This is a genomic window from Sandaracinus amylolyticus, assembly GCF_021631985.1.
Taxonomy (GTDB): Bacteria; Myxococcota_A; Polyangia; order Polyangiales; family Sandaracinaceae; genus Sandaracinus; species Sandaracinus amylolyticus_A.
In genome coordinates this window covers 769,659-793,472 of record NZ_CP070225.1, presented here as the reverse complement: position 1 = coordinate 793,472, position 23,814 = coordinate 769,659, and the positions used below count along the sequence as shown (strand labels likewise).

At 71.7% G+C, this 23,814-nt stretch carries 24 protein-coding genes and 1 tRNA gene; 10 read left to right on the top strand and 15 right to left on the bottom strand.

From position 1 onward, the window contains the following. Positions 1–117: 117 nt before the first annotated feature. Positions 118–951, bottom strand: a complete 834-nt coding sequence (locus I5071_RS03165) for an MBL fold metallo-hydrolase (RefSeq protein ID WP_236603884.1) — start codon at positions 949–951, stop codon at positions 118–120. A gap of 124 nt (positions 952–1,075) precedes the next feature. Here I5071_RS03165 and I5071_RS03160 point away from each other — a divergent pair, with 124 nt between their 5' ends. After that, the gene (locus I5071_RS03160) at positions 1,076–1,807 is read left to right on the top strand and encodes a hypothetical protein (protein ID WP_236603883.1); all 732 of its coding nucleotides are present in this window, start codon (positions 1,076–1,078) and stop codon (positions 1,805–1,807) included. Between the two features lie 8 nt (positions 1,808–1,815). On the opposite strand, the gene I5071_RS03155 is transcribed toward I5071_RS03160, so the two are convergent. Further along, positions 1,816–2,400 carry a thymidine kinase gene (locus tag I5071_RS03155; RefSeq protein WP_236603882.1) on the bottom strand — a complete coding sequence of 195 codons (585 nt, stop codon included), beginning with the start codon at positions 2,398–2,400 and terminating at the stop codon, positions 1,816–1,818. 100 nt (positions 2,401–2,500) lie between these two features. Here I5071_RS03155 and I5071_RS03150 point away from each other — a divergent pair, with 100 nt between their 5' ends. After that, positions 2,501–2,758 carry a hypothetical protein gene (locus tag I5071_RS03150; protein WP_053235737.1) on the top strand — a complete coding sequence of 86 codons (258 nt, stop codon included), beginning with the start codon at positions 2,501–2,503 and terminating at the stop codon, positions 2,756–2,758. Here I5071_RS03150 and I5071_RS03145 read toward each other — a convergent pair whose 3' ends face one another. From I5071_RS03145 to I5071_RS03130, 4 genes are all read right to left on the bottom strand, one after another. Further along, positions 2,759–3,211 (bottom strand): hypothetical protein, encoded by a 453-nt coding sequence (locus tag I5071_RS03145; RefSeq protein ID WP_236603881.1) that lies wholly within the window; start codon positions 3,209–3,211, stop codon positions 2,759–2,761. Between the two features lie 40 nt (positions 3,212–3,251). Further along, positions 3,252–4,070, bottom strand: a complete 819-nt coding sequence (locus I5071_RS03140) for an N-formylglutamate amidohydrolase (RefSeq protein ID WP_236603880.1) — start codon at positions 4,068–4,070, stop codon at positions 3,252–3,254. A 78-nt stretch (positions 4,071–4,148) separates the two neighbouring features. After that, entirely contained in the window at positions 4,149–4,358 is a 210-nt protein-coding gene (locus tag I5071_RS03135; RefSeq protein WP_236603879.1) for a hypothetical protein, read from the bottom strand. Between the two features lie 15 nt (positions 4,359–4,373). Next, positions 4,374–4,808: a hypothetical protein gene (locus I5071_RS03130; protein ID WP_236603878.1), complete on the bottom strand. Its 435-nt coding sequence runs from the start codon at positions 4,806–4,808 to the stop codon at positions 4,374–4,376. Positions 4,809–4,919: 111 nt separating this feature from the next. On the opposite strand from I5071_RS03130, the gene I5071_RS03125 reads away from it, so the two are divergent. From I5071_RS03125 to I5071_RS03115, 3 genes are read left to right on the top strand one after another with little or no spacing between them, the layout of a single operon-like run. Next, entirely contained in the window at positions 4,920–6,422 is a 1,503-nt protein-coding gene (locus tag I5071_RS03125) for a L,D-transpeptidase (protein WP_236603877.1), read from the top strand. A gap of 5 nt (positions 6,423–6,427) precedes the next feature. Then, the gene (locus I5071_RS03120; protein ID WP_236603876.1) at positions 6,428–6,919 is read left to right on the top strand and encodes a low molecular weight protein-tyrosine-phosphatase; all 492 of its coding nucleotides are present in this window, start codon (positions 6,428–6,430) and stop codon (positions 6,917–6,919) included. Beyond that, positions 6,909–7,763, top strand: coding sequence for a fructosamine kinase family protein (locus I5071_RS03115; RefSeq protein ID WP_236603875.1), 855 nt, complete (start codon positions 6,909–6,911; stop codon positions 7,761–7,763). Before I5071_RS03120 ends, I5071_RS03115 begins: the two co-directional genes overlap by 11 nt. Here the strand turns inward: I5071_RS03115 and I5071_RS03110 are convergent, their stop codons facing one another. Beyond that, a complete protein-coding gene (locus tag I5071_RS03110) occupies positions 7,764–8,207 on the bottom strand; it encodes a hypothetical protein (protein ID WP_236603874.1) in 444 nt (147 codons plus the stop codon). Between the two features lie 625 nt (positions 8,208–8,832). On the opposite strand from I5071_RS03110, the gene I5071_RS03105 reads away from it, so the two are divergent. The 4 genes from I5071_RS03105 to I5071_RS03090 all read left to right on the top strand — a co-directional run bounded on the left by I5071_RS03105 (position 8,833) and on the right by I5071_RS03090 (position 12,652). Beyond that, positions 8,833–9,138, top strand: coding sequence for a hypothetical protein (locus tag I5071_RS03105; protein WP_236603873.1), 306 nt, complete (start codon positions 8,833–8,835; stop codon positions 9,136–9,138). A gap of 109 nt (positions 9,139–9,247) precedes the next feature. Then, the gene (locus tag I5071_RS03100; RefSeq protein WP_236603872.1) at positions 9,248–10,672 is read left to right on the top strand and encodes a hypothetical protein; all 1,425 of its coding nucleotides are present in this window, start codon (positions 9,248–9,250) and stop codon (positions 10,670–10,672) included. A 58-nt stretch (positions 10,673–10,730) separates the two neighbouring features. Further along, positions 10,731–12,119 (top strand): multicopper oxidase family protein, encoded by a 1,389-nt coding sequence (locus I5071_RS03095; protein WP_236603871.1) that lies wholly within the window; start codon positions 10,731–10,733, stop codon positions 12,117–12,119. Further along, the gene (locus I5071_RS03090; protein WP_236603870.1) at positions 12,116–12,652 is read left to right on the top strand and encodes an RNA polymerase sigma factor; all 537 of its coding nucleotides are present in this window, start codon (positions 12,116–12,118) and stop codon (positions 12,650–12,652) included. The genes I5071_RS03095 and I5071_RS03090 overlap by 4 nt, the downstream gene beginning before the upstream one ends. A 262-nt stretch (positions 12,653–12,914) precedes the next feature. Here the strand turns inward: I5071_RS03090 and I5071_RS03085 are convergent, their stop codons facing one another. The 5 genes from I5071_RS03085 to I5071_RS03065 all read right to left on the bottom strand — a co-directional run bounded on the left by I5071_RS03085 (position 12,915) and on the right by I5071_RS03065 (position 21,282). Next, positions 12,915–14,267 (bottom strand): sigma-54-dependent transcriptional regulator, encoded by a 1,353-nt coding sequence (locus I5071_RS03085; RefSeq protein WP_236603869.1) that lies wholly within the window; start codon positions 14,265–14,267, stop codon positions 12,915–12,917. Next, positions 14,257–15,738, bottom strand: coding sequence for a sensor histidine kinase (locus I5071_RS03080; RefSeq protein WP_236603868.1), 1,482 nt, complete (start codon positions 15,736–15,738; stop codon positions 14,257–14,259). Before I5071_RS03080 ends, I5071_RS03085 begins: the two co-directional genes overlap by 11 nt. A gap of 97 nt (positions 15,739–15,835) precedes the next feature. Beyond that, positions 15,836–17,032 carry a TolC family protein gene (locus I5071_RS03075; protein ID WP_236603867.1) on the bottom strand — a complete coding sequence of 399 codons (1,197 nt, stop codon included), beginning with the start codon at positions 17,030–17,032 and terminating at the stop codon, positions 15,836–15,838. Further along, positions 17,032–20,154, bottom strand: a complete 3,123-nt coding sequence (locus I5071_RS03070; protein ID WP_236603866.1) for an efflux RND transporter permease subunit — start codon at positions 20,152–20,154, stop codon at positions 17,032–17,034. The genes I5071_RS03075 and I5071_RS03070 overlap by 1 nt, the downstream gene beginning before the upstream one ends. Positions 20,155–20,166: 12 nt before the next feature. Further along, positions 20,167–21,282 (bottom strand): efflux RND transporter periplasmic adaptor subunit, encoded by a 1,116-nt coding sequence (locus tag I5071_RS03065; protein WP_236603865.1) that lies wholly within the window; start codon positions 21,280–21,282, stop codon positions 20,167–20,169. A 179-nt stretch (positions 21,283–21,461) separates the two neighbouring features. Between I5071_RS03065 and I5071_RS03060 the strand changes: the two genes are divergently transcribed. After that, positions 21,462–22,490 (top strand): DMT family transporter, encoded by a 1,029-nt coding sequence (locus I5071_RS03060; protein WP_236603864.1) that lies wholly within the window; start codon positions 21,462–21,464, stop codon positions 22,488–22,490. Between the two features lie 88 nt (positions 22,491–22,578). Here I5071_RS03060 and I5071_RS03055 read toward each other — a convergent pair whose 3' ends face one another. The 3 genes from I5071_RS03055 to panD form a co-directional block, all read right to left on the bottom strand. Continuing rightward, entirely contained in the window at positions 22,579–22,959 is a 381-nt protein-coding gene (locus tag I5071_RS03055; protein WP_236603863.1) for a hypothetical protein, read from the bottom strand. A 172-nt stretch (positions 22,960–23,131) separates the two neighbouring features. Next, positions 23,132–23,216 (bottom strand) — tRNA-Leu (locus I5071_RS03050). Positions 23,217–23,303: 87 nt separating this feature from the next. Beyond that, positions 23,304–23,720 carry an aspartate 1-decarboxylase gene (panD, locus tag I5071_RS03045; RefSeq protein ID WP_053235795.1) on the bottom strand — a complete coding sequence of 139 codons (417 nt, stop codon included), beginning with the start codon at positions 23,718–23,720 and terminating at the stop codon, positions 23,304–23,306. Between the last annotated feature and the right edge of the window lie 94 nt (positions 23,721–23,814).

Genomic DNA, 23,814 nt, shown 5'->3' with positions numbered 1-23,814 from the left:
CGCCGCGCGAGCAGAGAAGCCGCCGCGGCAGGTTGCCGCGGCGAGCACGCGTGTGGGCCGATGCAGGCGCGACGCGATCGTCGCCACGAGGGCGATCCACCGCGTGGGTCGCGCCGCTCAGAGCATGTCGATCACGAGGCCTTCGTACGCGGCCAGCGAGTCCGCGAAGAGCTCGCGCGCGCGTCGCTCCTTCTCGCGCACCATCGCGTCGGTCTGCGTCGGGTCGTGATGGAAGAGCACGTACTTCTTCACGCCCGCGGCCTTCACCAGCGCGACACCGGCTTCGAAGTGCGAGTGTCCCCAGCCCGTCTTCGGGCTCCCACCGCGCTCGCCCGAGTACTCCTCCGGCGTGTACATCGTGTCGAACACGAGCACGTCGGCATCGCGCGCGAGCGCGACGAGCTTCGGGTCGGGGATCGAGTAGTGCTCGGTGTCGGTCGCGTACACGACCGAGTGGCCCTTGTAGTCGACGCGGTACGCGAAGACGCCGCCGGGGTGATTGCCCGCGGCGCTCGTCACGCGCACGTCGTCGTCGATCGTGACCGTCTCGCCCTCGCGCAGATCGTGGAACTGCAGCGACGCGGGCAGCGTCGTGAGGTGCACCGGGAAGTTCGGCGTCTCCATCTGACCGGCGAGCGCGGTCTCGACGGTGCCCGTCACGTTCGCGGCGCCGTACATGTGGATCGTGTTGCCGGGCACGAACGCGGGCGCGAAGAACGGGAAGCCCTGGATGTGATCCCAGTGCACGTGGCTGAAGAAGAGATGCGCGGTGAGCGGCATGTCGCGCAGCCACGAGTTGCCGAGCAGGCGCAGGCCGGTGCCGCCGTCGAAGATGATGCGGGACGCGCCGCATCGAACCTCGACGCAGCTCGTGTTGCCGCCGATCTCCGCGGTGTCGGGGCCCGGCACCGGGATGCTTCCGCGGACTCCCCAGAACCTGAGCCGGAACATCCGCGCGTTTCCCCCCTCGAGACCGCGAGGATAGGCCGGTCGGCCGACGAAGATCAATCACGCTGATGGCGGGCTGGAACGGCGGAAGGCCCCGTGTCATCACGGCGCGGCCGTGTCGATCCCGGTGCGAGTTCCGACCCCGCGCGAGGACCAGCCGCGCCCCGCGCTCCTGGTGTTCGTGGGCGTGATCGCGCTCGCGACGGGGCTCGGGCTGGCGAGGTGGGGAACGTACGGGCGGCACGAGTCCTCGACGGAGTCGGGGTCCGAGTCGGGGTCGGAGAGCCGGGCGGGGGCCGAGGCCGAGGCCGAGGCTGCGACCGAGACCGAGACCACCGAAGCCGTCGGTGTCGCGGAGCCGACCGAAGTCGCCGAGGTCGTCGAGCCCGAGGAGGTCCTCGAGGTCGTGGAGCCGACGCCCGAGCCCCCGAGCGCGCCGCCTCCGCCGGTCGCCGCGGCCGCCCCTTCACCGAGCCCGCGCACGACGCCGAGCGCCGCTTCCGCGCTGCAGCTCGTGCGTGGACGGGTCGCCTATCTTCGGTGCGATGGCGTGCCGCAGCGGCGTGGGCCGGTGCCCTGCCCTCGCGACGAGGCGCTCGAGGCGGCCGCGTGGAACGCGATCGCGACCGTCACGACGTGCGCCGATCTCCCCGCCGACGAAGGCGAGGCCGACGTCGTGATCGACTTCGACGGCGGCACCACCGAGGTCGCCGCGCGCGATCGCTTCGCGAGCGACGTCGTGCGGCTCGACGGAGCGCGCGTCGCCGCGTGCCTCGCGCCGACGCTCGGAGCAGTGCGGCAGACAATGGGCGCCTCGCGCCTCGTGGTGTCGTTCCGCTTCGCGCTCCGCGCTCGCTGAGCGCGGCTTCAGAACAAGCGCTCGGTGCTCGGCTCGGCGCGGGGGGAGTGACAGCGCCGACAGCGCGGCTCGTACGCGTCCTTCGCGCCGACGAGCACGCGATCGCCGCTGGAGATCATGCGCTGCGATCGACCCGCGGGCTGACCGCACCGGCTGCAGATCGCGAGCGTCTTCGTGACGTACTCCGCGATGCACAGCAGCGCCGGCACCGGCTCGAACGGCTTGCCCGTGTAGTCCTGATCGAGCCCCGCGCAGACGACGCGCATGCCCGCGTCGGCGAGGCGCTCGGCGACCTGCACGATCCCCGCGTCGAAGAACTGCACCTCGTCGATCCCGACGACGCGCGTCTCCGAGTGCACCGCCCGCGCGATCTCGTCCGAGCTCGACACCGCGACCGCCTCGATCGAGTGATCCGAGTGCGAGACGATCCGCGTCTCGTGATAGCGGTCATCGATCCGGGGCTTGAAGATCTGCAGCGGTTGACGCGCGATGGCGGCGCGCTTGAGGCGGCGGATCAGCTCCTCGGACTTCCCGCTGAACATCGGCCCGCAGATCAGCTCGATCCAGCCGATCTCGCCGTGCATCACGTGCATGGCGCGGCCCTCTAGCCTTGCCCCCGGAACCGCGCAACCTCACTGGAACGCTGCACGAGGGGCTTTTGCCCGACCAGCGTCTCGTGCTAGCTTGCGAATCGTGGACGTCGTCTTGCGCAAGGTAGGACGCAAGCCCGGTCGGGCCGTCATCGGCCGGCTGTTGCGACCGCCGCGCAAGGGCAGCGTCCTGGTGATCGAGTTCCCCGACGGCCTGCACGAGTACGTGACCACTCCGGTGAAGCGCGTGCTTCGGATCTGCGGCCGCGAGATCTACTACATCCAGACCGCGAACAGCCGGTATCGCCTCGAGATCCGCTCCGGCGAGAGCGCGGCGATGGAAGCTCCGGTCGCTCGCTGATCACTCGAACGTGCTGACGAGCGCGTCGAGGTCCTGCGTCCGCGTCGGGCTCGGCGTCCATCGCACGTAGAGCATCGCGCTGATCGCGACCGGCAGCGCGAGCCACGCGAGCCCGAGCGCGACGTCCTCGAGGGCCCGAGCGACCGGCGCGTCGTACGACACCCGTAGCATCACGAAAGCGACCGTCGCGACCGTCAGCAGCGTCAGTGCCCAGAGCGCCGGCGCGCGGTGACGACGAACCAGCGGCGCGACCGCGCCCATCAGCGCGCCGAACGGCACGACGAGCAGCGCGCCCCGCGTGAGCAGGAACTCGATCCCGATCGCGGGCGCATCGAGCGCGTTCGACGCGACGCTCACCTCGAGCGCGAGCACCGCCAGCGCGAGCTCCCCGAGCACCACGCCCTTCCACCAGCTGGGCGACGAAGGACGGAGCGCCGCGACCTCGTGATCCATACGCCGTGCTCCGACCGCGCGCCTCCGCGACGGTTCCCGCTCAGCGGCGTGCGAGGTCGATGTGGGCGAGGCGATCGAGCAAGGTGCCCGCGAGATCGCGCAGCCACGCGAGCTCTGCGTCCTTCGGGCGGCTGCTCGTCTCCTCGACGTAGAGCGCGCGGTTGAGCTCGATCTGGATCGCGTGGACGCCCTCGTCGGGCCGCCCGTAGTGCCCGGTGGTCCATCCGCCGCGATACGGATCGTCGTGGCGCACGCTCAGGCCCGCGGCGCGGAAGTGACGCTCGACCACGTCGATGACGCGCGGATCGGCGCTGGTGCGGCCGCGCGTCCCGGGCACCACGTCGGCGCGGCGCGTCGCACCATCGCGAGAGGTCGACGGCATCGAGTGCGCGGCGACGAGGATCGCGTAGCCGAAACGATCGCGCTTCTGCTCCAGCGTGTCGCGCAGCGCGCGGTGATACGGGTCGTGGAACGCGTCGAGGCGATCGCGCAGATCCGCGTAGCGCAGCGGGCTGCGGAGCGCGGGACGTCCATCCGTCGTCACGCGCCACACCACACCGCGCGCCTGGGTCGGACGCGGCGCGGGATGATCGGGCACGGTGTCGCGATCGACGTCGTCGGGCGCGCGGTTCAGATCGATGACGTAGCGCGAGACCTTCGCGACGAGGAGCGTCGCGCCGTGCGCCGGCGCGTCGTCCCAGATGCGATCGACGTAGAGATCGGAGTCGCGCAGCACCGCGTCGCGCGGGACGATCAGCGAGGACGCGACGCGCTCGGGGATCGCCAGTCCCGCGTGCGGGACCTCGACCACGACCGGTGTCTCGGCGCGGTCGGGCGCATGGAGCGAGAAGAACGTCATCGAGCGTCCGAGGGATGTAGCACGAGGTGATCGTGCGCACGGGCCGCTCGAACGACGAGGGCCGCGCGCACGATCACGCTACTCGCTCGGCGGGGTCGCGCCCTGCTCCACCGCTTCGGCCGCCTCGGCCGCATCTCGCGCCTGCGATCGCGCGCGGATGTTCTGCAGGTGGATGACCCACGCGACCGACGCGACGATCAGGATGAACGCGACGAATGCGATCGCGACGAAGCGGCCGTCGAAGCGGCGCGCCGGGGGTCGCGAGGTGCTGGCAGAGGACGAGGTCACACGCGTGTTCTGGGCTCAGGACTTCTTCTTGGCCATCGGAGGCGGCGGCGGGGGCGTCGTCTGCTCCACGAGCCAGGCCTCGGACGAGATGAAGAGCACACCATCCGACTCGGTCTTGTCGGCGAGATCCGGGTGATCCGTGATCACGCGCTTGAGCCCGGTCGCCTTCGCGCTCGCGACGAGCCCCTTCTCCCACGCATCGGCGGCCGGCGGGCTCTTCAGCGGCACGATGTCCACGAGGTCGCGGATCAACTTCATCTGCGGCTCGACCGCTTCCTGCTTGAACCCCGGCACCGCGGTGAGCATCGCCTGCACGCGATCGAGCACCCAGTCGGTGGTCTTCGGCTTCTGCCCCGGCTTGCCGAGCACACGACGCACCACGTGCTCGGGCGGTGTGCCCGCTGCCACCGAGGCGTTCACGAACAGATCCGGACCCAGAAGGCTGTCCACGCACACCTCCTTCGAGAGGCCGAGATGATAAACGCGCGCGCGGTCGCCGCAGCGGCTTTTTCGGAGCCCGTTGACCCAGCGGCTCGGACGTGCTTTCACGTCGGCCCCGCGATGCGTCGCAATCTGACGATCCTGGTGGGCATCGTCGCGATCGTCGGGCTCGCGACCGCGGGCCTGTCGGCGATCGCGGGGCATGACCCGAGCAGCGCATCGGCGACGACCGAGATCGCGAGCGCGCCCGACGAGCCGCTGCCCGAGCCGACGTCCGAGGAAGAGCGCGCGGCGCGCGAGCGCGAGCACCAGGCGATGCTCGATCGCGACTACCCGGTGCACGGCCTGGTCACGAAGACGCAGCTCGTCGTGCGCGCGCGGCCGGAGCCCGAGGCGAACATCGTGGGATGGCTGCGGGTCGGCTCGCACCTGCGCATGAAGCGCGAGAGCACGCGGACGCCGACGTGCGCGAGCGGGTGGTACGAGCTCTGGCCGCGCGGGTATGCGTGCGCGGGGCTCGGCATCGACGTCTCCGAGGCGCCGCCCGATCACGGGCGCGAGGTCGCGCCCGATCTCGAGAGCGCGCTCCCCTATCACTACTACTTCGTGAAGGAGCCGCAGGTGCCGGAGTGGCACCAGCTCCCATCACGCGACGATCAGCGCGCCGCGATCGCGCACGCGACGCGCTATCTCGAATTCCTCCGCGACGACGAGCGACGCGCGGCACGGCTTCGCGCGGGCGAGCTGGCGAACGAGCCGGGCGCGCCGCGCGAGGTCGCGCGCTGGCTCGATCACGGGTTCTGGGTCGCGTCGAACGCGACCGAGGTGCGCTCGCAGCGTCGCTTCGTGCGCACCGTGCGCGGCAGCTACGTGAAGGAAGCGCAGCTCGAGGAGCGCACGGGCTCGCAGTTCCACGGCATCGAGCTCGACGAGACGCGCACGCTGCCGGTCGCGTGGACGGTGCGCGCGGCGCGACCGCTCGCGCGGCGTGATCGCGGGGACGGCACCACGCGCTTGATCGAGGTCGAGGGCGAAGAGGCGATCGAGCGGCTCGAGCTCGTGCCGTGGCAGCGACGCGAGCGGATCGGGGATCGCATCTATCACGTGGTCGACGGACCGAACGGCGAGGTGCGTTATCTGCGCGACTGGTTCGTCGCGGTCGCGGAGCCTCGGGATCCGCCGTCGGGCGTCGCGGACCACGAGCCCTGGGTGCACGTCGATCTCTCGGCGCAGACGCTCGTCGTGTATCGCGGCGCGACGCCGATCTACGCGACGCTCGTGTCGAGCGGGGTCGAGGGGCACGTCACGCCGATCGGCGAGTTCACGATCCGACGGAAGTTCGTGACCGACACGATGGCGGACCTCGGGCCCGAAGCGGGCGACGATCGCTATCGCATCGAAGACGTGCCGTGGACGCAGTACTTCGATGGATCGATCGCGCTGCACGCAGCGTTCTGGCACGGGCAGTTCGGCATCACGCGCTCGCACGGCTGCGTGAACCTCGCGCCGCGCGATGCGCAGTGGGTGTTCCGGCACACGTGGCCCGAGGTGCCCGACGGATGGCACGGCGTGTCGACCGAGGGCACGGGCGTGCGTGGCAGTCGCGTGATCGTGACGGAGTGACAGCGATGGCGAAGAGCGGCGACGTGGTGCGGGTGTGCTTCGTGTGCCTCGGCAACATCTGTCGCTCGCCGACGGCCGAGGCGGTGTTCCGGCGCGACGTCGAGGCGGCGGGGATCGCGCATCGGTTCGAGATCGACAGCGCCGGCACGGGTGACTGGCACGTCGGCGAGCTCGCGCATCCGCGCACGCGCGCGACGGCGGAGCAGCACGGCATCGCGATCACCCATCGCGCGCAGCGCTTCACGAGCGCGGACTTCGCGCGCTTCGACTGGATCGTCGCGATGGATCGCGGGAACGTGCAGGCGCTGCGCGATCTCGCGCCCGACGATGCGGAGCAGGCGAAGGTCCACCTGTTCCGCACGTGGGAAGCGGACGCGCCGCTGCACGCGGAAGTGCCCGATCCGTACTACAGCGGGCAGTTCGATCTGGTGCTCGAGATCTGCGAGCGCGCATCGTCGGGTTTGCTCGCGCATCTCCGCACGAAGCATGGGCTCTGACTGGAGCGCGCTCGAGCGCGCGCTCGCAGCGCGTGTCGTGAGCGCGAGCCGCGTCTCGGGCGGCGACATCCACGATGCGTGGCGCGTGGAGCTCGCGGACGCGCGGCGCGTGTTCGTGAAGACGGCGCGCGGCGCGGGCGATGCGGAGGTGTTCCCATGTGAAGCGCGCGGGCTCTCGTGGCTCGCGGAAGGACCGCTGCGGGTGCCGCGCGTGCTCGCGGTCGAGCCGGGCTTCCTCGCGCTCGAGTGGATCGAGCGCGCGCGTCCGGCGCGCGACGCGGACGAGGCGCTCGGTCGTGGGCTCGCGGCGCTGCATCGTCTCGGCGCGCCGGGCTTCGGGCTCGATCACGACAACTTCCTCGCGACGATCCGGCAGGACAACACGCGCGAGCACGACTGGGCCACGTTCTACGGGCGGCGACGGCTCGAGCCGCTCCTGCGCGCGGCGGTCGCGCGCGGCGCGGGCACGCCCGCGATGGTGCGCGCCGTCGAGCGGGTGATCGCGGAGCTGCCGCGGCTCTGTGGGCCCGCCGAGCCTCCGGCGCGGCTGCACGGAGATCTCTGGAGCGGCAACCGGATGCACGACGAGCAGGGTGCGCCGGTGCTCGTCGATCCCGCGGTGTACGGCGGGCATCGCGAGATCGATCTCGCGATGATGCAGCTCTTCGGTGGGTTCTCGGAGCGCGTCTTCGATGCGTACGACGACGCGTTCCCCCGCGCCGCGGGGCACGAGGCGCGCGTGCCGCTGTACCAGCTGCTCCCGTTGCTCGCGCACGCCGTGCTCTTCGGGCGCGGCTACGCGACGAGCGCGGAGGACGCTGCGCGGCGCGCGCTCTCGGCGTGATCAGCGCACGACGCGCGCACGACGCGCGCGACGGGCCGACTTCTCCTCGGCCTCGAGATCCGCGACCTCGCCCGCGAGGTGGACCACGCGGCGCATGGTGAGCCCGAGCGCCTGGCTCGTCTCGCGCACGCCGAGCCCGAGCCGACGCACCAGCACCGTCACCGCCTCGCGCTCCGCCGAGTCGAGCGCCTCTCTCGCGCGCGCGAGCCGCTCCACGGCGACGATCCCCGACGCGGGAAGGTGGATCTCGTCGACCACGTCGAGCGCACGACGCGCGCGATCGTCGCCGCGCAGGAGCTCGCGCACTCGCTTGCGCGCCTGCGCGATGCTGCCGCCGCGCGCCATCGGGCCGCGCGAGGAAGCAGGACGCGCGGTCCACGTGCCGTCGTCCTCGCGCTCGAAGATCACACGCTGTCGTTCCTCGATCGTCTCGCGACGCGCCATGTCGTTTCGCATCGGCCCCCACGTGCGGAATCCAAGCGCGCGGCCGAGCTGATCGTTCGCATGCAGCGGTTGTGGTCGCGCAACCGGTGGATAGATGAGCGGCCGCGAGTCGCGGCGCGCGCGCACCCCCCGAAGCGCGCCGTGTGCACGTGGCCCCGGGCGAGTCGAGCAGCCCCCCCGAACGTTCGCCGGCTCGCCCGGGGTCGGCAGTCCACGCGATCAGGCTCGCGACGCGCGCGGACGCGATGCCTGTTCTCAGCGCCGTTCACGCGTCGCGGGGCACTGGCACTCGGGACCGCAGCGACACGCGTCTCCGCAGGTGCACTGCGCGCCGCAGCGACACGCGGCTTCGACCGGCGCGCGCTCGCGGTGCTCGGACTTCGGGCTCGCACAGGCACATCCCCGGGTCTTCTCGGTCATCTCGAAACTCCGACCCGATGACGCACGAGCCTCGGCGAGGCTTACATCTCCAGGAAGCGCTGCGCGTCGTCGCCGCATCCGAAGCGAGCGAGCCCGTGGCGAAGAACGTCGAGAGCGGCTCTCGCGATCGACGCCGAGCACCGCACGCGCGATCGCCGTCGAGGGAACTGCCGCGCGGCGCGGCGGAACTTACGTCGATCGATTGATGCGTCACGCCATCGTCGCCGGCGTCATGTTGCTCGCCGCCGCGTGCTCGAGCGATGAACCCCTCGCGTGCACTCCAGGCGCGACCCTGGTCTGCGCGTGCTCGCGCGGAGGCGCCGGCGAGCGCGTCTGCGACGGCGAGGGCTTCGGGGACTGTCTCTGCGACGGCCGCGCCGTGGGGACGAGCATTCCGATCCACGTCGGAACGAACGACGCGGGCACTGCGCGCGACGCGAGCACGCCTCGTGACTCGGCCGTCGACGCGCTGCGCGACGCCGAGAGCGACGCGGAGGTGATGCACGACTGAGCTCGATGGCGTGCGGAATCGAGCCGCGCTGACAACTCGGTTGGCGGGCGCGTGAGCCACAGCGCGGGATTTCTCGCGAGGCACGCGCTTCGCTCTCACGTCGCGCGCCATGAGGATTGCGACGCGGGGCTCGATGATGCTCGTCGCGGCCGTGCTCGCCGCGTGCGCCGAGAGCCGCGTGCACGAAGGCGCGCCCGTCGGCACGCCGTGCGACGACCCATCGGAGTGCGCGACGGAGATCTGCGCCGGTCGCTGCACGACCTCGTGCGAGCTCGACGCGGAGTGCACACCGGGCTGGTCGTGCGCGAGCACCGCGGAGGTCTGCACGTGCGTGCCGCGCGCCGAGCGCTGCAACGGGCTCGACGACGACTGCGACGGTCGGATCGACGGTGCCGGTGACGAGCTCTGCGGCACCGGGCTCACCTGCGAAGACGCGACCTGCGTCTGCGACGGCTCGGGAGCGAGCGACACCGACGAGCTCGATCTGCTCTTCGTGATCGACGACTCGGGATCGATGGGCGAGGAGCAGGCGAGCCTGACCGAGGAGCTCCCTCGCTTCGTGCAGGCGCTCTCGACCGGCGATCGCGACGGCGACGGAACCCGTGACTTCGATCCCGTGACCTCGCTGCACGTCGCGGTGGTCACGACCGACATGGGCGTCGGCGGAAACCTCGTCCCGACCTGCGACGGCGGCCTCTTCGGCGCCGAGCTCGGCGACGACGGGGTCATGATCACGGCCGGGCGCACGTCGATCCTGGGATGCATGCCGAGCTACCCGGCGATCTTCCAGTACCGCGCGGGCGAAGACGTCGCCGACTTCGCGATGGAGCTCGCGTGTGTCGCGACGGTAGGCACCGGGGGATGTGGCTTCGAGCAGCCGCTCGAGGCCGCGCTGAAGGCGATCTCTCCGTCGACGGCACGCGAGGGCTACACACCGCCGATCTTCCTGGGCGGTACGCGCGGGCACGGCGATGGCGTGAACGCGGGGTTCCTGCGCGAGGGCTCGGTGCTGGGCGTGCTCGTCGTCACCGACGAAGAGGACTGCTCGACGCCCGATCCCGGGATCTTCGATCCCTCGGACGAGCGCTTCTCGAGCGCGGATCTCAGCCTGCGCTGCTTCGCCTTTCCGGACGTGCCCCATCGCATCGAGCGCTACGTCGCGGGTGAAGACGGACGCGCCGGGCTCCTCGGGCTACGACGTGATCCCAGCCGGCTGGTGTTCGGTGTGCTCGCGGGCATCCCGGTCGACGCAGCGACCGATCCCGCGCACCCCGACTTCGACGCGATCCTCGAGCATCCCGACATGCAGGAGATCGTCGACCCGTCGATGCCCACACGACTGCGTCCTTCGTGCAACGTGCCGGGGGCCGGTGTGTCGTTCGCGCCGCGACGCATCGTGGAGGTCGCGCGAGGGCTCGACGCGCGCGGCGCGGGCGCGGTGGTCGGCTCGATCTGCCAGAACAGCTTCGCGGGCCAGTTCGACGGGATGATCGAAGCGCTCGGCGCCGCGCTCACGCGCCCCGAGTGCCCGTGAGCTTCGACCCCGCGAATTCCGCGGTGTAATGCCCGAGGACCTCGTGCGTCATCGGGTCGTGGCACACGCTCCGAACGCACGAGCCCTGGTCCTGGCCGCTTCTTGTGGCGCCCTCCTCGTCACCGGCTGCCGCTCCGATCTCGCGACCGTCCCCGGCGCCCAGTCGTCACGGCCGCGCGAGACCGGGACGACGCGCTCCTTCGACATCGTCGCCGCGCCGACGACGCTGCCGCTGCTCGACGGACGCGCGCTCGACGTCTGGGCCTACGACGGTCAGGTCCCCGGCCCGGTGCTCCGCGCGAACGTCGGCGATCGACTGCGGGTGCGCATCACCAATCGATTGCCGCAGCCCACCTCGATCCACTGGCACGGCATCCGACTCGACAACGCGATGGATGGCGTGCCCGGCGTGACGCAGCCGCCGATCGCGCCGGGCGAGTCCTTCACCTACGACTTCGTCGCGCGGGACGCGGGCACGTTCTGGTTCCACCCGCACACGCGCGGCAGCGAGCAGATCGAGCGTGGTCTGCACGGCGTGCTCGTCATCGACGATCCCGATGCCCCGCGCGTCCGCGACGCGGTCTGGGTGCTCGACGACTGGCGCCTCGATGCGAGCGGCGCGATCGATCCCGCGTTCGTCACGAGGCACGACCTCGCGCACGACGGCCGATGGGGACGCGCGATCACGATCAACGCGCGCATCGGACACCGCGAGCCGATCGCGCCGGGAGAGCGCCTCCGCGTGCGCATCGTGAACGTCGCGAACGGGCGCGTGTTCGCGCCGCGCGTCGTCGGAGCCGATGCCCGCATCATCGCGTTCGACGGCCGTCCCACCGACGCACCGCTCACGCTCGATCGGCTCGAGATCGCGCCCGGGAACCGCGTCGATCTCGAGGTCGTCGCGCCCGCGGCGTCGGGCGCCGACGTGCGCGTCGTCGACGCTTACGCGCGCAACATCACCCTCGCTCGCTTCGACGTGGCGGGCGCCGCCCACGAGCCCGATGCACGCGCCTTCGCGACGTCGACCGCGCCCGACTGGCGCGGCGCGATGTCGCTCGCGCCGGATCTCACGTACGAGCTCGGCGCGCGTCGCGGCGGCCCGTACGGGCTCGAGTGGACGCTCAACGGAGAGGCGATGCGCGAGGGTGCGATGGGACACGCGCACGACGCGCGTGATCGCGTTCCGCTCGGCAGGTTCGTGAAGATGCGCTTCGTGAGCACGTCGGCGCGCCTGCATCCGATGCACCTGCACGGACAGTTCTTCCGCGTGCTCGCCCGTGACGGCGTCGCGGCCGACGAGCCGCACTGGCGCGACACCGTGCTCGTGCATCCTCGCGAGACCGTCGACATCGGGCTCGTCGCGGAGGACGCGGGCACCTGGGCCCTTCACTGCCATGTCCTCGAGCACCACGACTCGGGGATGATGACGCTCCTGGAGGTCATGTGAGCGAGGCAACGATGCAGGCGCTCGTCGAGCATCGCGAGGCGTTCCTCGCGTTCCTCGAGAGGCGACTGGGGAGCCGCGCGCTCGCGGAGGACGTCCTCCAGGACGCCTTCGTACGCAGCATCGACAAGCTCGGCGCGGTGCGCGAGCGCGACGCGATCGTCGCGTGGTTCTATCGGGTGCTGCGCAACGCCGTCGTCGATCACCAGCGTCGTCGCGCGACCGCGTCGAAGGGGCTCGCCGCGCTCGCCGCGGAGCTCGAGACCGAGCGCTCGGGCGCCGACACGCGCGGCGCGGTCTGCGGCTGCGTGAAGACGCTGAGCGGGAGCTTGAAGCCCGAGTACGCCGAGGCGCTGAAGCGCGTGGAGATCGACGGCGTCGCGGTGAAGGACTACGCCGAAGAGGCGGGCATCACGAGCAACAACGCCGGTGTGCGCGTGTTTCGCGCGCGCGACGCGCTGCGGAAGCAGGTGCAGAGGACGTGCGGCGCCTGCGCGACCGAGGGCTGCGTCGACTGCACCTGCGCGTCGGGTTGAGTCATCGCCGACGTGCTGGACGCGCGATTCGCGCGCCGGGCCCGTCCACGTCCGGCTCACGCCGGGGGTCATCGCTCCGCGCGATCACCTCCTCGCGGACGACTCTCGGAAGGAACGTGCGCGACGCTCTCCTGGGCAGGAAGCGAACCAGGGCCGTGGGGTCCGAGTCGTCGTTCGCTGACATGCGTGGATCCCTTCGACACCACGAGCGCCGCTGTCGACGTCGCTCCGCGCGGGCTTGCAGCTGCTCGTGCTCACCGCTTCACGAGCCGCCGCCGAGCTTTCGCCACAACGTCGAGCGGTCGATGCCGAGCACCTGCGCGGCCTTCGCCTTGTTGCCGCCACAGCGCTCGAGCACCCGGCGGATGTAGCGGAGCTCGAGCTCGTCGAGCCCGATGCCCTCCTCCGCCGCGCTCGTCAGGAACGCCAGGTCGGACTCCTCGATCGCGCGCCCCTCGACGAAGTCCTCGAGGACCAGCACGTCGTGATCCGTGAGCATCACCGCGCGCTCGACCACGTTCGCGAGCTCGCGCACGTTCCCCGTCCAGGGTTGCGCGCGCAACCATCGCATCGCCTCCTCGCTCACGCCCGCGAGCGGACGGCTCGCGCGGGGCGCGAGGCGCGCCAGCAACGTGTCGACGAGGCGGGGCAGGTCGTCGAGCCGCTCGCGCAGCGGCGGGACGTCGATGCGGATGACGTTCAGGCGGTGATAGAGGTCCGCGCGGAGCCGGCGCTCGCGCAGGTCCTCCTCGAGCGAGCGGTTCGTCGCCGCGATCAGTCGCACGTCGACGCGCACCTCGTCGCGCGCACCGAGAGGTCGGATCGATCCGCTCTCGAGCGCCACGAGCAGCTTGGGCTGGACCTCCAGCGCCATGTCCGCGACCTCGTCGAGGAAGAGCGTTCCGCGATCGGCATCCACGAAGACCCCGCGGCGATCCTCGCGCGCGTCGGTGTATGCGCCGCGCCGCACGCCGAAGAGCTCGGCCTCGACGAGCCCGGCGGGCAGCGCCGCGCAGTTGAGCTGCACGAACGCCCGATCACGGCGCGCGCTGTGCGCGTGGACGTAGCGCGCGATCGCGCTCTTGCCGACGCCGCTCTCGCCGGTGAGGAGCACCGTCGAGCCCGAGGCTGCCGCCCTCCGTGCGAGCTCGAGGACGCGCTTCATCGCGGCGCTCTCCGCGACGAGATCGCCCGGCGGGCTCTCGTCACCGAGCGACGCGCGCACGCGCACGACCTGGCGCCGGAGACGGCGCTCGCGCAGCGTCCGCTCGATCGCCTGCAGCAGCGCCTCGATCGTGAACGGCTTCGCGAGGAAGTCTGCCGCGCCGGCACGAACAGCCTGCATCGCGAGGTCGATCGAGCCGAACGCGGTGATCAGCAGCACGAGCTGGTCGGGGCTGCGCGCGTGGATCGCCTGCACGAGATCGATCCCGCGCATCCCGGGCATCTCGACGTCGGACACGACGAGATCGAAGCGCTCGCGCGCGACGCGCTGCAGCGCCTCGGCAGGGCTGGTGACGCCGCTCGCGGCGTAGCCACGCTCGACGAGCTCCTCGAGCAACCACTCGACGACGCCTTCGTCGTCGTCGACCACGAGGATGCGGCTAGGCGGCATGCGACGACCCTCCTTCGCCCGCTGAGCCCGCCGGAAGGATCACTCGGACCGTCGTACCGGCACCGGCCTCCGACTCGATGACGATGCGCCCGCCGAGCTCCTCGACGATGCCCTTCACCACCGCGAGCCCGAGGCCCGAGCCGCCCTCGGAGGCGCGCGTCGTGAAGAACGCCTCGAGCGCGCGCGAGCGCGTCGTCTCGTCCATGCCGCAGCCATCGTCGCGCACCTCGATCGCGACTCCCGTGCGAGTCGATCCGTCGGCACGCTCGAGCGGCGACTCCGCGATGCGCACGACGATCGCGTCGCCCGGTCCCGCCGCCTGCAGCGCGTTGCGCACGAGGTTGAGCGTCAGCTGTTGGATCGCATCGGGGTCGCCCTCGATCGAGTCGGTCGCCGCTTCGCTCTCGAGCGTCAACGCCACGCCGCGCTTGCGCGCGTCCGCCTCGAGCAGATCCACGACGGCACGCACCGGCGGAGTCACGTCGATCACTCGCACCCGCTGAGGACGACGGCGCGCGAGGTCGCCGAGGCGCGACACGATGCGCGTGATCCTCTGCGCCTGGGTCAGCACGATGCGCGCGAGGCGCCGTGTCTCGTTCGGATCGTCGGCCTTGGTCTCGAGCGCTGCCACGCGCCCTTCAAGGATCTGCAGCGGCGATCCGATCTCGTGCGCGAGCCCCGCGGCGAGCTGCCCGACCGTCGCGAGCTTGTCGACCTCACGCAGCCCGTGCTCGAGCCGGGCGCGCGCGTCGCTCTCGGCGTCCAAGCGCGCGCGTGCGTCCCGCAGATCGGTCACGAGCTGCTCGAGCTCCCGGAGCGCCTGACCGACCTCGTCGGCGCGCTGCGGCGCCTCGAAGGGCGACAGATCACCACGGCGCACTCGCTTCATCTGGGCGATCATGCGCGCGAGGGGCGCTCCGACCCACACTCGCGAGAGCCCCATCGTGAGCAGCGCGACGAGCGCTGCGAAGCCCACGACCGAGAGCCAGACGCGCCGCCGCGTCGCGACGAGGTCGTGCTGCATGTCGTCGAGCGGACGCCACACCACGAGGGTCGCGGGCCGCGCGCTCCGGGTGATGTGCAGCGGCACGAGCAGCTCGACGGCGCCGGGCTCGTGCTCGGGCAGGAAGCGCAGCACGGCCTCGGTCGGCCTCGCGCCGAGCCAGCGGGCGCGCTCGACGGCGCCGGTCGACGCCGCGATCTGGGCTCCCGCCGCGTCGTACACGAAGACGTCGACCTCGGGATCGATTCGCTCGAGCTCGCGCAGGGTCTCCTGCACGTCCTCCTCCTGCAGATCGCGCAGCGCGTTCTCGAACGCGACCTGCAGGCTCCGACCGAGCAGGCTCATGTCGTGTCGCGCGGCGCGCCGGAGATCGTCCTCTTCCGCGCGCAGCTGCCACGCGCCGACGGCTCCGAAGAGCACCAGCGCAGCGAGCGTGAGCGCGATCGTGAGGCGCCCGGAGAGCGACATCAGCGCACCGTGCCTCGATGCCTCCTCGTCGGCCACCGCCGCATGCGCAGCTTCAGCGCGAGGTCGATCAGGACGAACGCGACGACGAGGAAGCGGATCATCGTCCGACGATCGCGAGCAGGTCGATCTCGGCGGCCGCGAGCGTCGCGAGCAGCTCGATGCGCGCGAGCTCGAGCTCCACGCGCGCGCGGAACGCGTCGAGCAGCTCGAACACGCCCGATGCGCCGAGCCGGTACGACGCCTCCGCCATCTGCTGCAGCTCGGGGACGCGGGCGCGAGCACGCTCGTCGAACGCGCCGAGCGCAGCACGGCGCGCCGCCAGCACCGCGAGCGCGCCCTCGATGCGCGCGCTCGAGATCGCCTCGATCGCGTCGCGGGCCTCGGACGCGGCGTCGTGCGCTGCGCGGGCGCGTCGAACGGCGGCCTCTCCGGTGTCGAACACCGGGAGCGGGATCGCGAGCCCGAGATACGCCGACGAGCTGTCCCCATCGGTCGTGAAGTAGGCGCCTGCGCCCACGCGCAGCTCCGGGATGCGCTCGGCCTCGGCGCGTCGCACGTCGCGCTCCGCGGCTTCGACGCGCGCACGCGCCGCGCGGATCGCGGGCAGCTCGTGCACCGCGGCGTACTGCTCGCCATGCGCCTCGAGCGAGCCGCCCGCGCGCGGAGCCCATCCCTCTCGCCCGATCATCGCCGCGAGGAGCGCGCTCGCCGCGCGTGCGTCCGCCTCCGCGACCGAGAGATCCGCGTCCACGCGTGCCGCTTCGATCGCGATGCGAGCGGTGTCGTAGCGGCTCTGGGCGCCGGCTCCGGCGCGTGCCTCCACGAGCTGGAGGAACGTCGCGAGCTCGCCGCGCGCGGCGTCGAGCTGTCGCGCCCGCTCTTGCGCCACCAGCGCGTCGAGGAACGCGCGACGCGCCTCGATCTCGAGCGCGAGCACGTCCACCTCGAGATCGGCGCGCGCGGCGCGCGCTTCGGCCGACGCGACCTCGCGACGCGCATCGTGCTGCCCCGCGACGAGGAGCGGCACGTCGAGCCAGATCTGATGCTGCGTGCCGTTGATCGCCTGGGCAGTTCCGTCGAACCGACCGAAGCCGCCGTAGGCGAGCACGGGGTTCGGGTACACGCCCGCGAGATCGACGTCGGCGTCCGCGACCGACACCCGCGCGCGCAGCGCACGCGCCGCCGGGCTCTCCTCTCGCACCATGCGTACGACCTCGTCGAGCGTGATCTCGTCCTGCGCGAGCACGTGCGCGGGCACGAGCACCGACGCGAGCACGATCAGCAGCGCGCGCATCAGTGCGCCTCCTCGGTGAGCGGTCGCGTCGCTTCCTCGTCGATCGCTTCCTTCGTCGCCAGCGCGCGCGGTCCGAGCAGCGCGTAGAGCGCCGGCAGCACGAAGAGCGCGACGAGCAGCGTCGTCGCCATCCCGCCGACGATGACGAGCGCGAACGGACGCTGGGTCTCGCTGCCGACGCCCGTCCCCAGCGCCATCGGGACGAGCCCGAGCATCGCGAGCAGCGCGGTGAGCAGCACTGCGCGGAACCGCAGCGCTGCACCCTCGGTGAGGGCCTGCACGCGCGGTGCGCCCGCGCGCCATCGCTGCTCGACCGCGGAGAGCACGAGCAGCCCCGCGAGCGAGACCTGACCGAGCAGCGCGATGAAGCCGACCGCGGCGCTGACCGAGAGCGGGATCCCGAACGCCGCGAGCGCGAACACGCCACCGGTGAGCGCGAACGGCGCCGCGAGCAAGATCATCGCCGCGCTCCGCATCGAGCCGAGCGCGGAGTAGAGCAGCCCGAGCACCACGAGCAGCGAGAGCGGAACGATCACCGAGAGGCGCTCCATCGCGCGCTGCTGGTTCTCGAATTCGCCCGACCACACGAGCCAGTGCCCGTCCGGCGGGTGCACGTTCGCATCGACCGCGGCCATCGCCTCGGCGATCACCGAGCCGAGATCGCGGCCCTGCACGTTGAACTTCAGCGCCATCGTGCGGCTGTTGTCCTCGCGGTTGATCGACGCGCGCCCCGTGCGGACGTCGATGCGCGCGAGGTCACGCAGGGGCACGCGAGCGCCCGACGCGTTGGGGACGAGGATCTCGCCGATGCGGTCGCGGTCCTCTCGCTCGCCGACCGGGAGACGGAGGCGCACCGGCACGGGTCGCGCGCCGATCCACATCTCGTTGACGACCGCTCCCGCGAGCGCGGTCTCGAGCGTGCGCTGCGCGTCCTCCATCGCGATGCCCTCGCGCGCGAGCGCCTCGCGATCGAGCTCGACCTGCAGCTGCGGCATCGACGTGTCGCGGTAGATGTCCAGGTCGACGATCCCCTCGATGCCCGAGAGTGTCTCCACCGCGGACGCGAGCGCGCCGCGCATCGCGTCGAGGTCGTCACCGAAGACCTTGAGCACGACCTGCCCTCGCACGCCGCTGCCGGACTCCTCGACGTTGTCCTTGATCGGCTGGGAGAAGTTGAAGCGCACGCCGGGGATCGCGGTGAGCGACTCGCGCATCTCGTCGATGAGCGAGTCCTTCGTGACGCCGGGACGCCACTCGTCGCGCGGGCGCAGCCGCACGAACGTCTCGCTCATGTTCGAGCCCTCGTTGTCGGTGCCGTCCTCGGGGCGCCCGTGCTCGCTCATCGTCGCGACGACCTCCGGCAGCGCGACGATGCGTGTACGCACCTCGTGGAGGACGTCGCGTCCTTCTTCGAGCGAGATGCTCGCCGGCATCTCGACGAACACGACGATGTCGCCCTCGTCGAGCGCGGGCAGGAACTCCGTGCCGAGCCGAGCGCCGACGAGGCCCGCCGCACCGAGCACCAGCGCACCGATCACGAGCGGGATCGCAGGCCGCGTGATCCCCGCCGCGACGATGCGGCGATAGCGCTCGCGCAGGAGCCCGACGAAGCGCGGCTCCTGCAGCGACGCGTCCTTCGGTCGCAGCACCACCGCGAGCAGCGCGGGCACGATCGTCAGCGCGAGCACGAGCGCGGCCGCGAGCGCGAGCGAGTACGTCAGCGCGAGGGGCCGGAAGATGCGGCCCTCGACGCGCTCGAGCGAGAAGATCGGCACGAGCGCGGCGACGATGATGCCCATCGCGTAGAGCGTCGGTCGCGCGACGTCGACCGCGGCGTGCACCACGAGCCCGAGGATCTCGCGCCGCGAGCGCGGCTTCGCGACGCCCATCTCGTGGATCACGTTCTCGACGAGCACGACGGCGCCGTCGACCAGGATCCCGAAGTCGATCGCGCCCATCGAGATCAGGTTCGCCGGCATGCCGAGCAGGTAGAGGCCGGTGAACGCCGCGAGCAGCGAGAGCGGGATGATGACGGTGACGACGAGCGAGCCGCGCAGCATCCGCAGGAAGAGCCACACCACGCCGAGGATCAGCAGGAAGCCCTCGATCAGGCTGTGGTGCACGGTCTCGAGCGTCTGGTCGACGAGCTGCGTCCGGTCGTAGAACGGCTCGATGCGCATGCCTTCCGGCAGGATGCGCTCGTGGAGCTCGTCGATGCGCTCGTGGACACCGCGCAGGACCTCCGACGGGTTCTCCCCGCGGCGCAGCAGCACGAAGCCCTCGACGACCTCGGGCTCGAGATCGAGCCCGACGGTGCCACGCCGCGGCGTGTGCGACTGGACGACACGAGCGACGTCACCGACCGTGATCGGCAGACCCTCGTCCCGCCGGATGACGACGCTGGCGATGTCGTCGGGCCCGCGGAGCACACCGACGCCGCGGATGCCGAGCTCCTGCTCGCCCGATGGCAGGAACCCACCGCCGACGTTCACGCTGGAGCGCTCGAGCGCCTCGCCGATCTCGGCGAGCGTGAGGTCGTGCGCTTCGAGGCGCGCGGGATCCACCTCGACGTGCAGCTCCTCGAGATAGCCGCCGAAGCTGACGACGTCGGCGACGCCGGGGGTCTGCCGGAGCACGCGCGCCACGGTCCATTCCTGCGCGGCGCGCAGCTCGTAGAGGTCGTGGCGATCGCTGGAGAGTCGGTACTGCAGCACCTCGCCGAGCGGCGTCGCGTCGGGCGCGAGCTTCACCTCGGCGTCCTCGGGCACGTCCGCGCTCGAGATGCGCTCCGAGACGAGCATGCGCGACCGGAAGACGTCGGCATCGTCGTCGAACGTGATGAAGATCAGCGAGAGACCGAAGAGGCTCTCGCTGCGCATCGAGATCGCACCGGGCACGCCGTTCAGCACGCGCTCGAGCGGGACCGTCAGCTGGCGCTCGATCTCCTCCGGCGCGAGCCCCGGCAGCTGCGCGATGACGTTGATCTGGAGGTTCGTGACGTCGGGGAACGCCTCGATCGGCGTGCGCAGGTACGCGTGGACGCCATACGCAGCGATCAGCGCGGTGACGACGAGCGCGGCGATGCGCCGCTCGACGCAGAGTCGGACGAGTGCGTGGATCATCGTTCGTCGTCCTCAGCGCAGCAGATCGGCCTGGCCGTCGAGGAGCAGCGCGCCACGCGTGACGATGCGCTCGCCGCGCTCGAGCCCGCGCAGCACGGGTGCGCGCCCGCGGACCGGTGCGCCGAGCTGGACGTCGCGCGCCAGGAACGTGCGCTCGTCGCGGGCGACGAACACGACCGTGCGCCCTCCGTCCTTCACCAGCACCGACGAGGTCGGGATCCCGAGCCCCGCGTCGCCGACCTCGATCTCGGCGCGCGCATACATCCCGGCGCGCAAGTGCTCCGAGATCGCGCCCTCGAGCGCGAGGAACACCGGAGCGCGCCGCGTCTCCGGATCGACCGCGCCGCCGATCGCGTCGACGCGCGCCGAGACCGCCTCGGCCGCTGCCGCCAGCGAGACGTGGGCGGTCGCGCCCTCGTGCACGAGCGGCAGCTCGCGCTCGAACACCTCGGCGACGATCCACACCGCGTTGCGCTCTCCGAGAACGACGAGCGGCTCGCCTCCGGCCTCGACGGCGAGCCCGACGCTCGCGCGTCGCGCCAGCACGGTGCCCGCGATCGGCGCGCGGACCCTCACCGTCGCAGCCGATCCTCGCCCGATCGACGCGGCGCTCGCCGACAGCGCGGAGAGCATCGCGCGCGCCTGGGCGAGGTCGGCGTGCGCGCGGACGCGGTCGACCTCCACACCCACGCCCGCCGCCGTCATCTGCTCCTGACGCGCGAGCTCGGCCTCGGCGGCCTGCACCATGACGCGCGCGCGAGCGAGCTCGCCACGGACTGCGGCGGCCGACGGGCTCGCGATCGTGACGAGCGGGTCGCCGACCTCGACGCGCTGCCCGACACGCGCGTGCACCTCGGTGATGCGACCGTCGACGGGCGCGCCGACCTCGGACACAGCGCCCTCGCGGAACGCGACGCGACCGGGCGCGCGCACGAGCGCGGAGACTTGTTCGTCGCCGATCGTCGCGGTCTCGATGAACGAGGCGGAGTCGTCGCGGATGCGGACCGCGCCATCGTCGAGGCGCTGCGCGGTACCCGGGCGGAACTCGCTCTCCTGCGCGTCTGCGTGATCTCCGCAGCCGGACAGCAGCGATGCGGCGATCAGGATCGGAACGGTCGCGCGATGCATGCGGCGGCCGGCGAGAGCACGGCGCGTTCCATCGCGAGCGCGCGCATGACCAACGAACGCACGAGGAGGCGTTGCATCCTGCAACGAAGCGCGTTGCGGGATGCAACGAGCCCGGGTGCGAGATGTTCGAGCGTGCGGCGGCTCGTCGCGGAGCGCGGGAAGCCGCACGCTCTCGGACGATGACGGCCGGACCGTTCGTGTGGGCCCTGCTCGCCGCCGCGCTCTTCGGCGCGTCGACGCCGGCCTCGAAAGCGCTGCTCGACGAGCTCGGGCCGTTCACGCTCGCCGGGCTGCTCTATCTCGGCGCGGCGCTCGCGGTCGTGCCGAGGGCCGGCGGCGTTCCGCGCGGTGCGCTGCGCGATGGCCGCACGCTCCGGCGCCTCGGCGGTGCGGTGCTCTTCGGCGGCGTCGTCGGGCCCGTGCTCCTCCTCGCGGGCCTGGCGATCGCGAGCGCGAGCGCGGTGTCGATCTGGCTGAGTCTCGAGACCGTGTTCACCGCGCTGCTCGCCCGCGTGTTCTTCCGCGAGCACGTCGGCCCTCGGACCGCGCTCGCCATCGCGTTGATCGTCGCGTCGAGCGCGCTGCTCGCGAGCCCCTCGCTCGAGGCGCTCACGCCGGCCGCGCTGCTCGTCGCGGGCGCGTGCCTCGCGTGGGGGCTCGACAACAACCTGATGTCGCTCGTCGACGGCGTGAGCCCCGCGCAGTCGACGCTCGTCAAAGGCCTGGTCGCGGGTGCGACGAACCTCGCGATCGGCCTCGTCGTCGAGGGCGTGCCGGCGTTCGATCCCCGCACACTGGCGCTCGCGCTCCTCGTCGGCGCGACCGGCTATGGCATCTCGCTCGTGCTCTACGTGGCCGCGAGCCAGCAGCTCGGCGCGACGCGCTCGCAAGCGGTCTTCTCGACCGCGCCGTTCTGGGGCGTCGCGCTGTCGTGGCTCGTGCTCGGCGAGCCGGTCACGCCGATCGCCGTCGTCGCGAGCGTGCTGCTCGCGCTCGCGCTCGTGGTGCTGCCGCGCGATCGCCACGCGCACGCGCACACCCACGAGCGCATCGAGCACGCGCACTGGCATCGCCACGATGACGCACACCACGAGCACGCACACGAGGTCGTGCCCCGCTTCGGTTGGCACTTCCACGCGCACGTCCACGACCCGCTCACGCACGAGCACGCGCACGAGCCGGACCTGCACCACCGCCACGATCACTGACGCGCCCCGATCGCCGCGCAGCGCGCGATCCGCACGTGCGTTCAGCGTGGTCTCTTGGGGTCACGCGGCGAGCCGCGCGCAGACGAGCTCAGTGGAGCGTTCGCGGTGCGCGCGCGAGGGCGCGAGCCACCGCCTCGATCACCACCGCGTTCTCGTGCGGGCGCTGCACGGTGACGGCGCCAAGCGCCGTCGCTTCGCGCTGCGCGTCGTCGCTCCACGCGGGCGACACCAACACGAGCGGCCCGACGCGGCCTCCGGTCTCCAGCTCGTGGGCGAGCTCGAGCACACCGGGCACGGCCATCGACGCGAGCACGGCGTCGAAGGCGATGGAGTCGAGGAGCTCGCGCGCATCGCGCACGGAGCTCGCCGTCAGGACGCGCGCCTGCTCCCGGATGACGAGCGGGAGCAGCTCGCGCTGATCGTCATCGCTCTCGATGCATAGAACGGTCGGCCTGGGCTTCGGTCGCACGGAGCGCCCGCTTCGCAAGCGATGAGCCAAGCGGAATCCTCCGCGAACATGCGCCCGGCATCGTCGCGTATGGGGAGCTCTTCCCAGGCCGCGCCGGGAGAGCACGGAAAATCTCCCCATGCGAGCCTGTGGCGGGCCGCCGGACTCGCGTCTTCCTCGCCGATTTTCTCGATGCCGGGAGAGGGACTCGAACCCTCATGCCTCTTCCGAGGCGTGGGATTTTAAATCCCCTGCGTCTGCCGTTCCGCCATCCCGGCGCGTCCGACGGGCATCGTACACGCGCGAAGGCAGCTCGCGAGCGCGCGGCTCGGAGCTGCCTTCATGGTGCGCGAGCTTCTCGCGCTTCAGCTCGGCTGCGGGACGCCGCGCTCGTGGTGCAGCGGCATCTGCGGGCCCGCGCGCTCGGCTTCGTCGCCGATGATGCGGTTCTTCTCGTCGACGCGGACGACCTTCGGCACGTGACGGCGCGCTTCGTCGTCGTCCATCTCGCCGAACGTCGCGAGGATCACGAGGTCGCCCGGCTTGTTCAGGTGCGCCGCCGCGCCGTTGATGCAGATGACGCCCGAACCGCGCGGACCTGCCAGCGTGTACGTCACGAGGCGCGTCCCGCGCGTGACGTTCCAGATGTGCAGCTCTTCGTGCTCGATCATCCCCGCTGCGTCCATCAGGTCGGCGTCGATGGTGCAGCTGCCCTCGTACTCGAGGTCGGCGTGCGTGATCACCGCCCGGTGGACCTTCCCCAGGAACATCCGTCGCCGCATCTGACTACCTCCGTGGCGGCCGCCGCGAGGGCGGTCCACCCGTCGTGCGGGGGACTGTGCAGCAACGAACAAGCCGCGTCCAGTGTGAAAACGG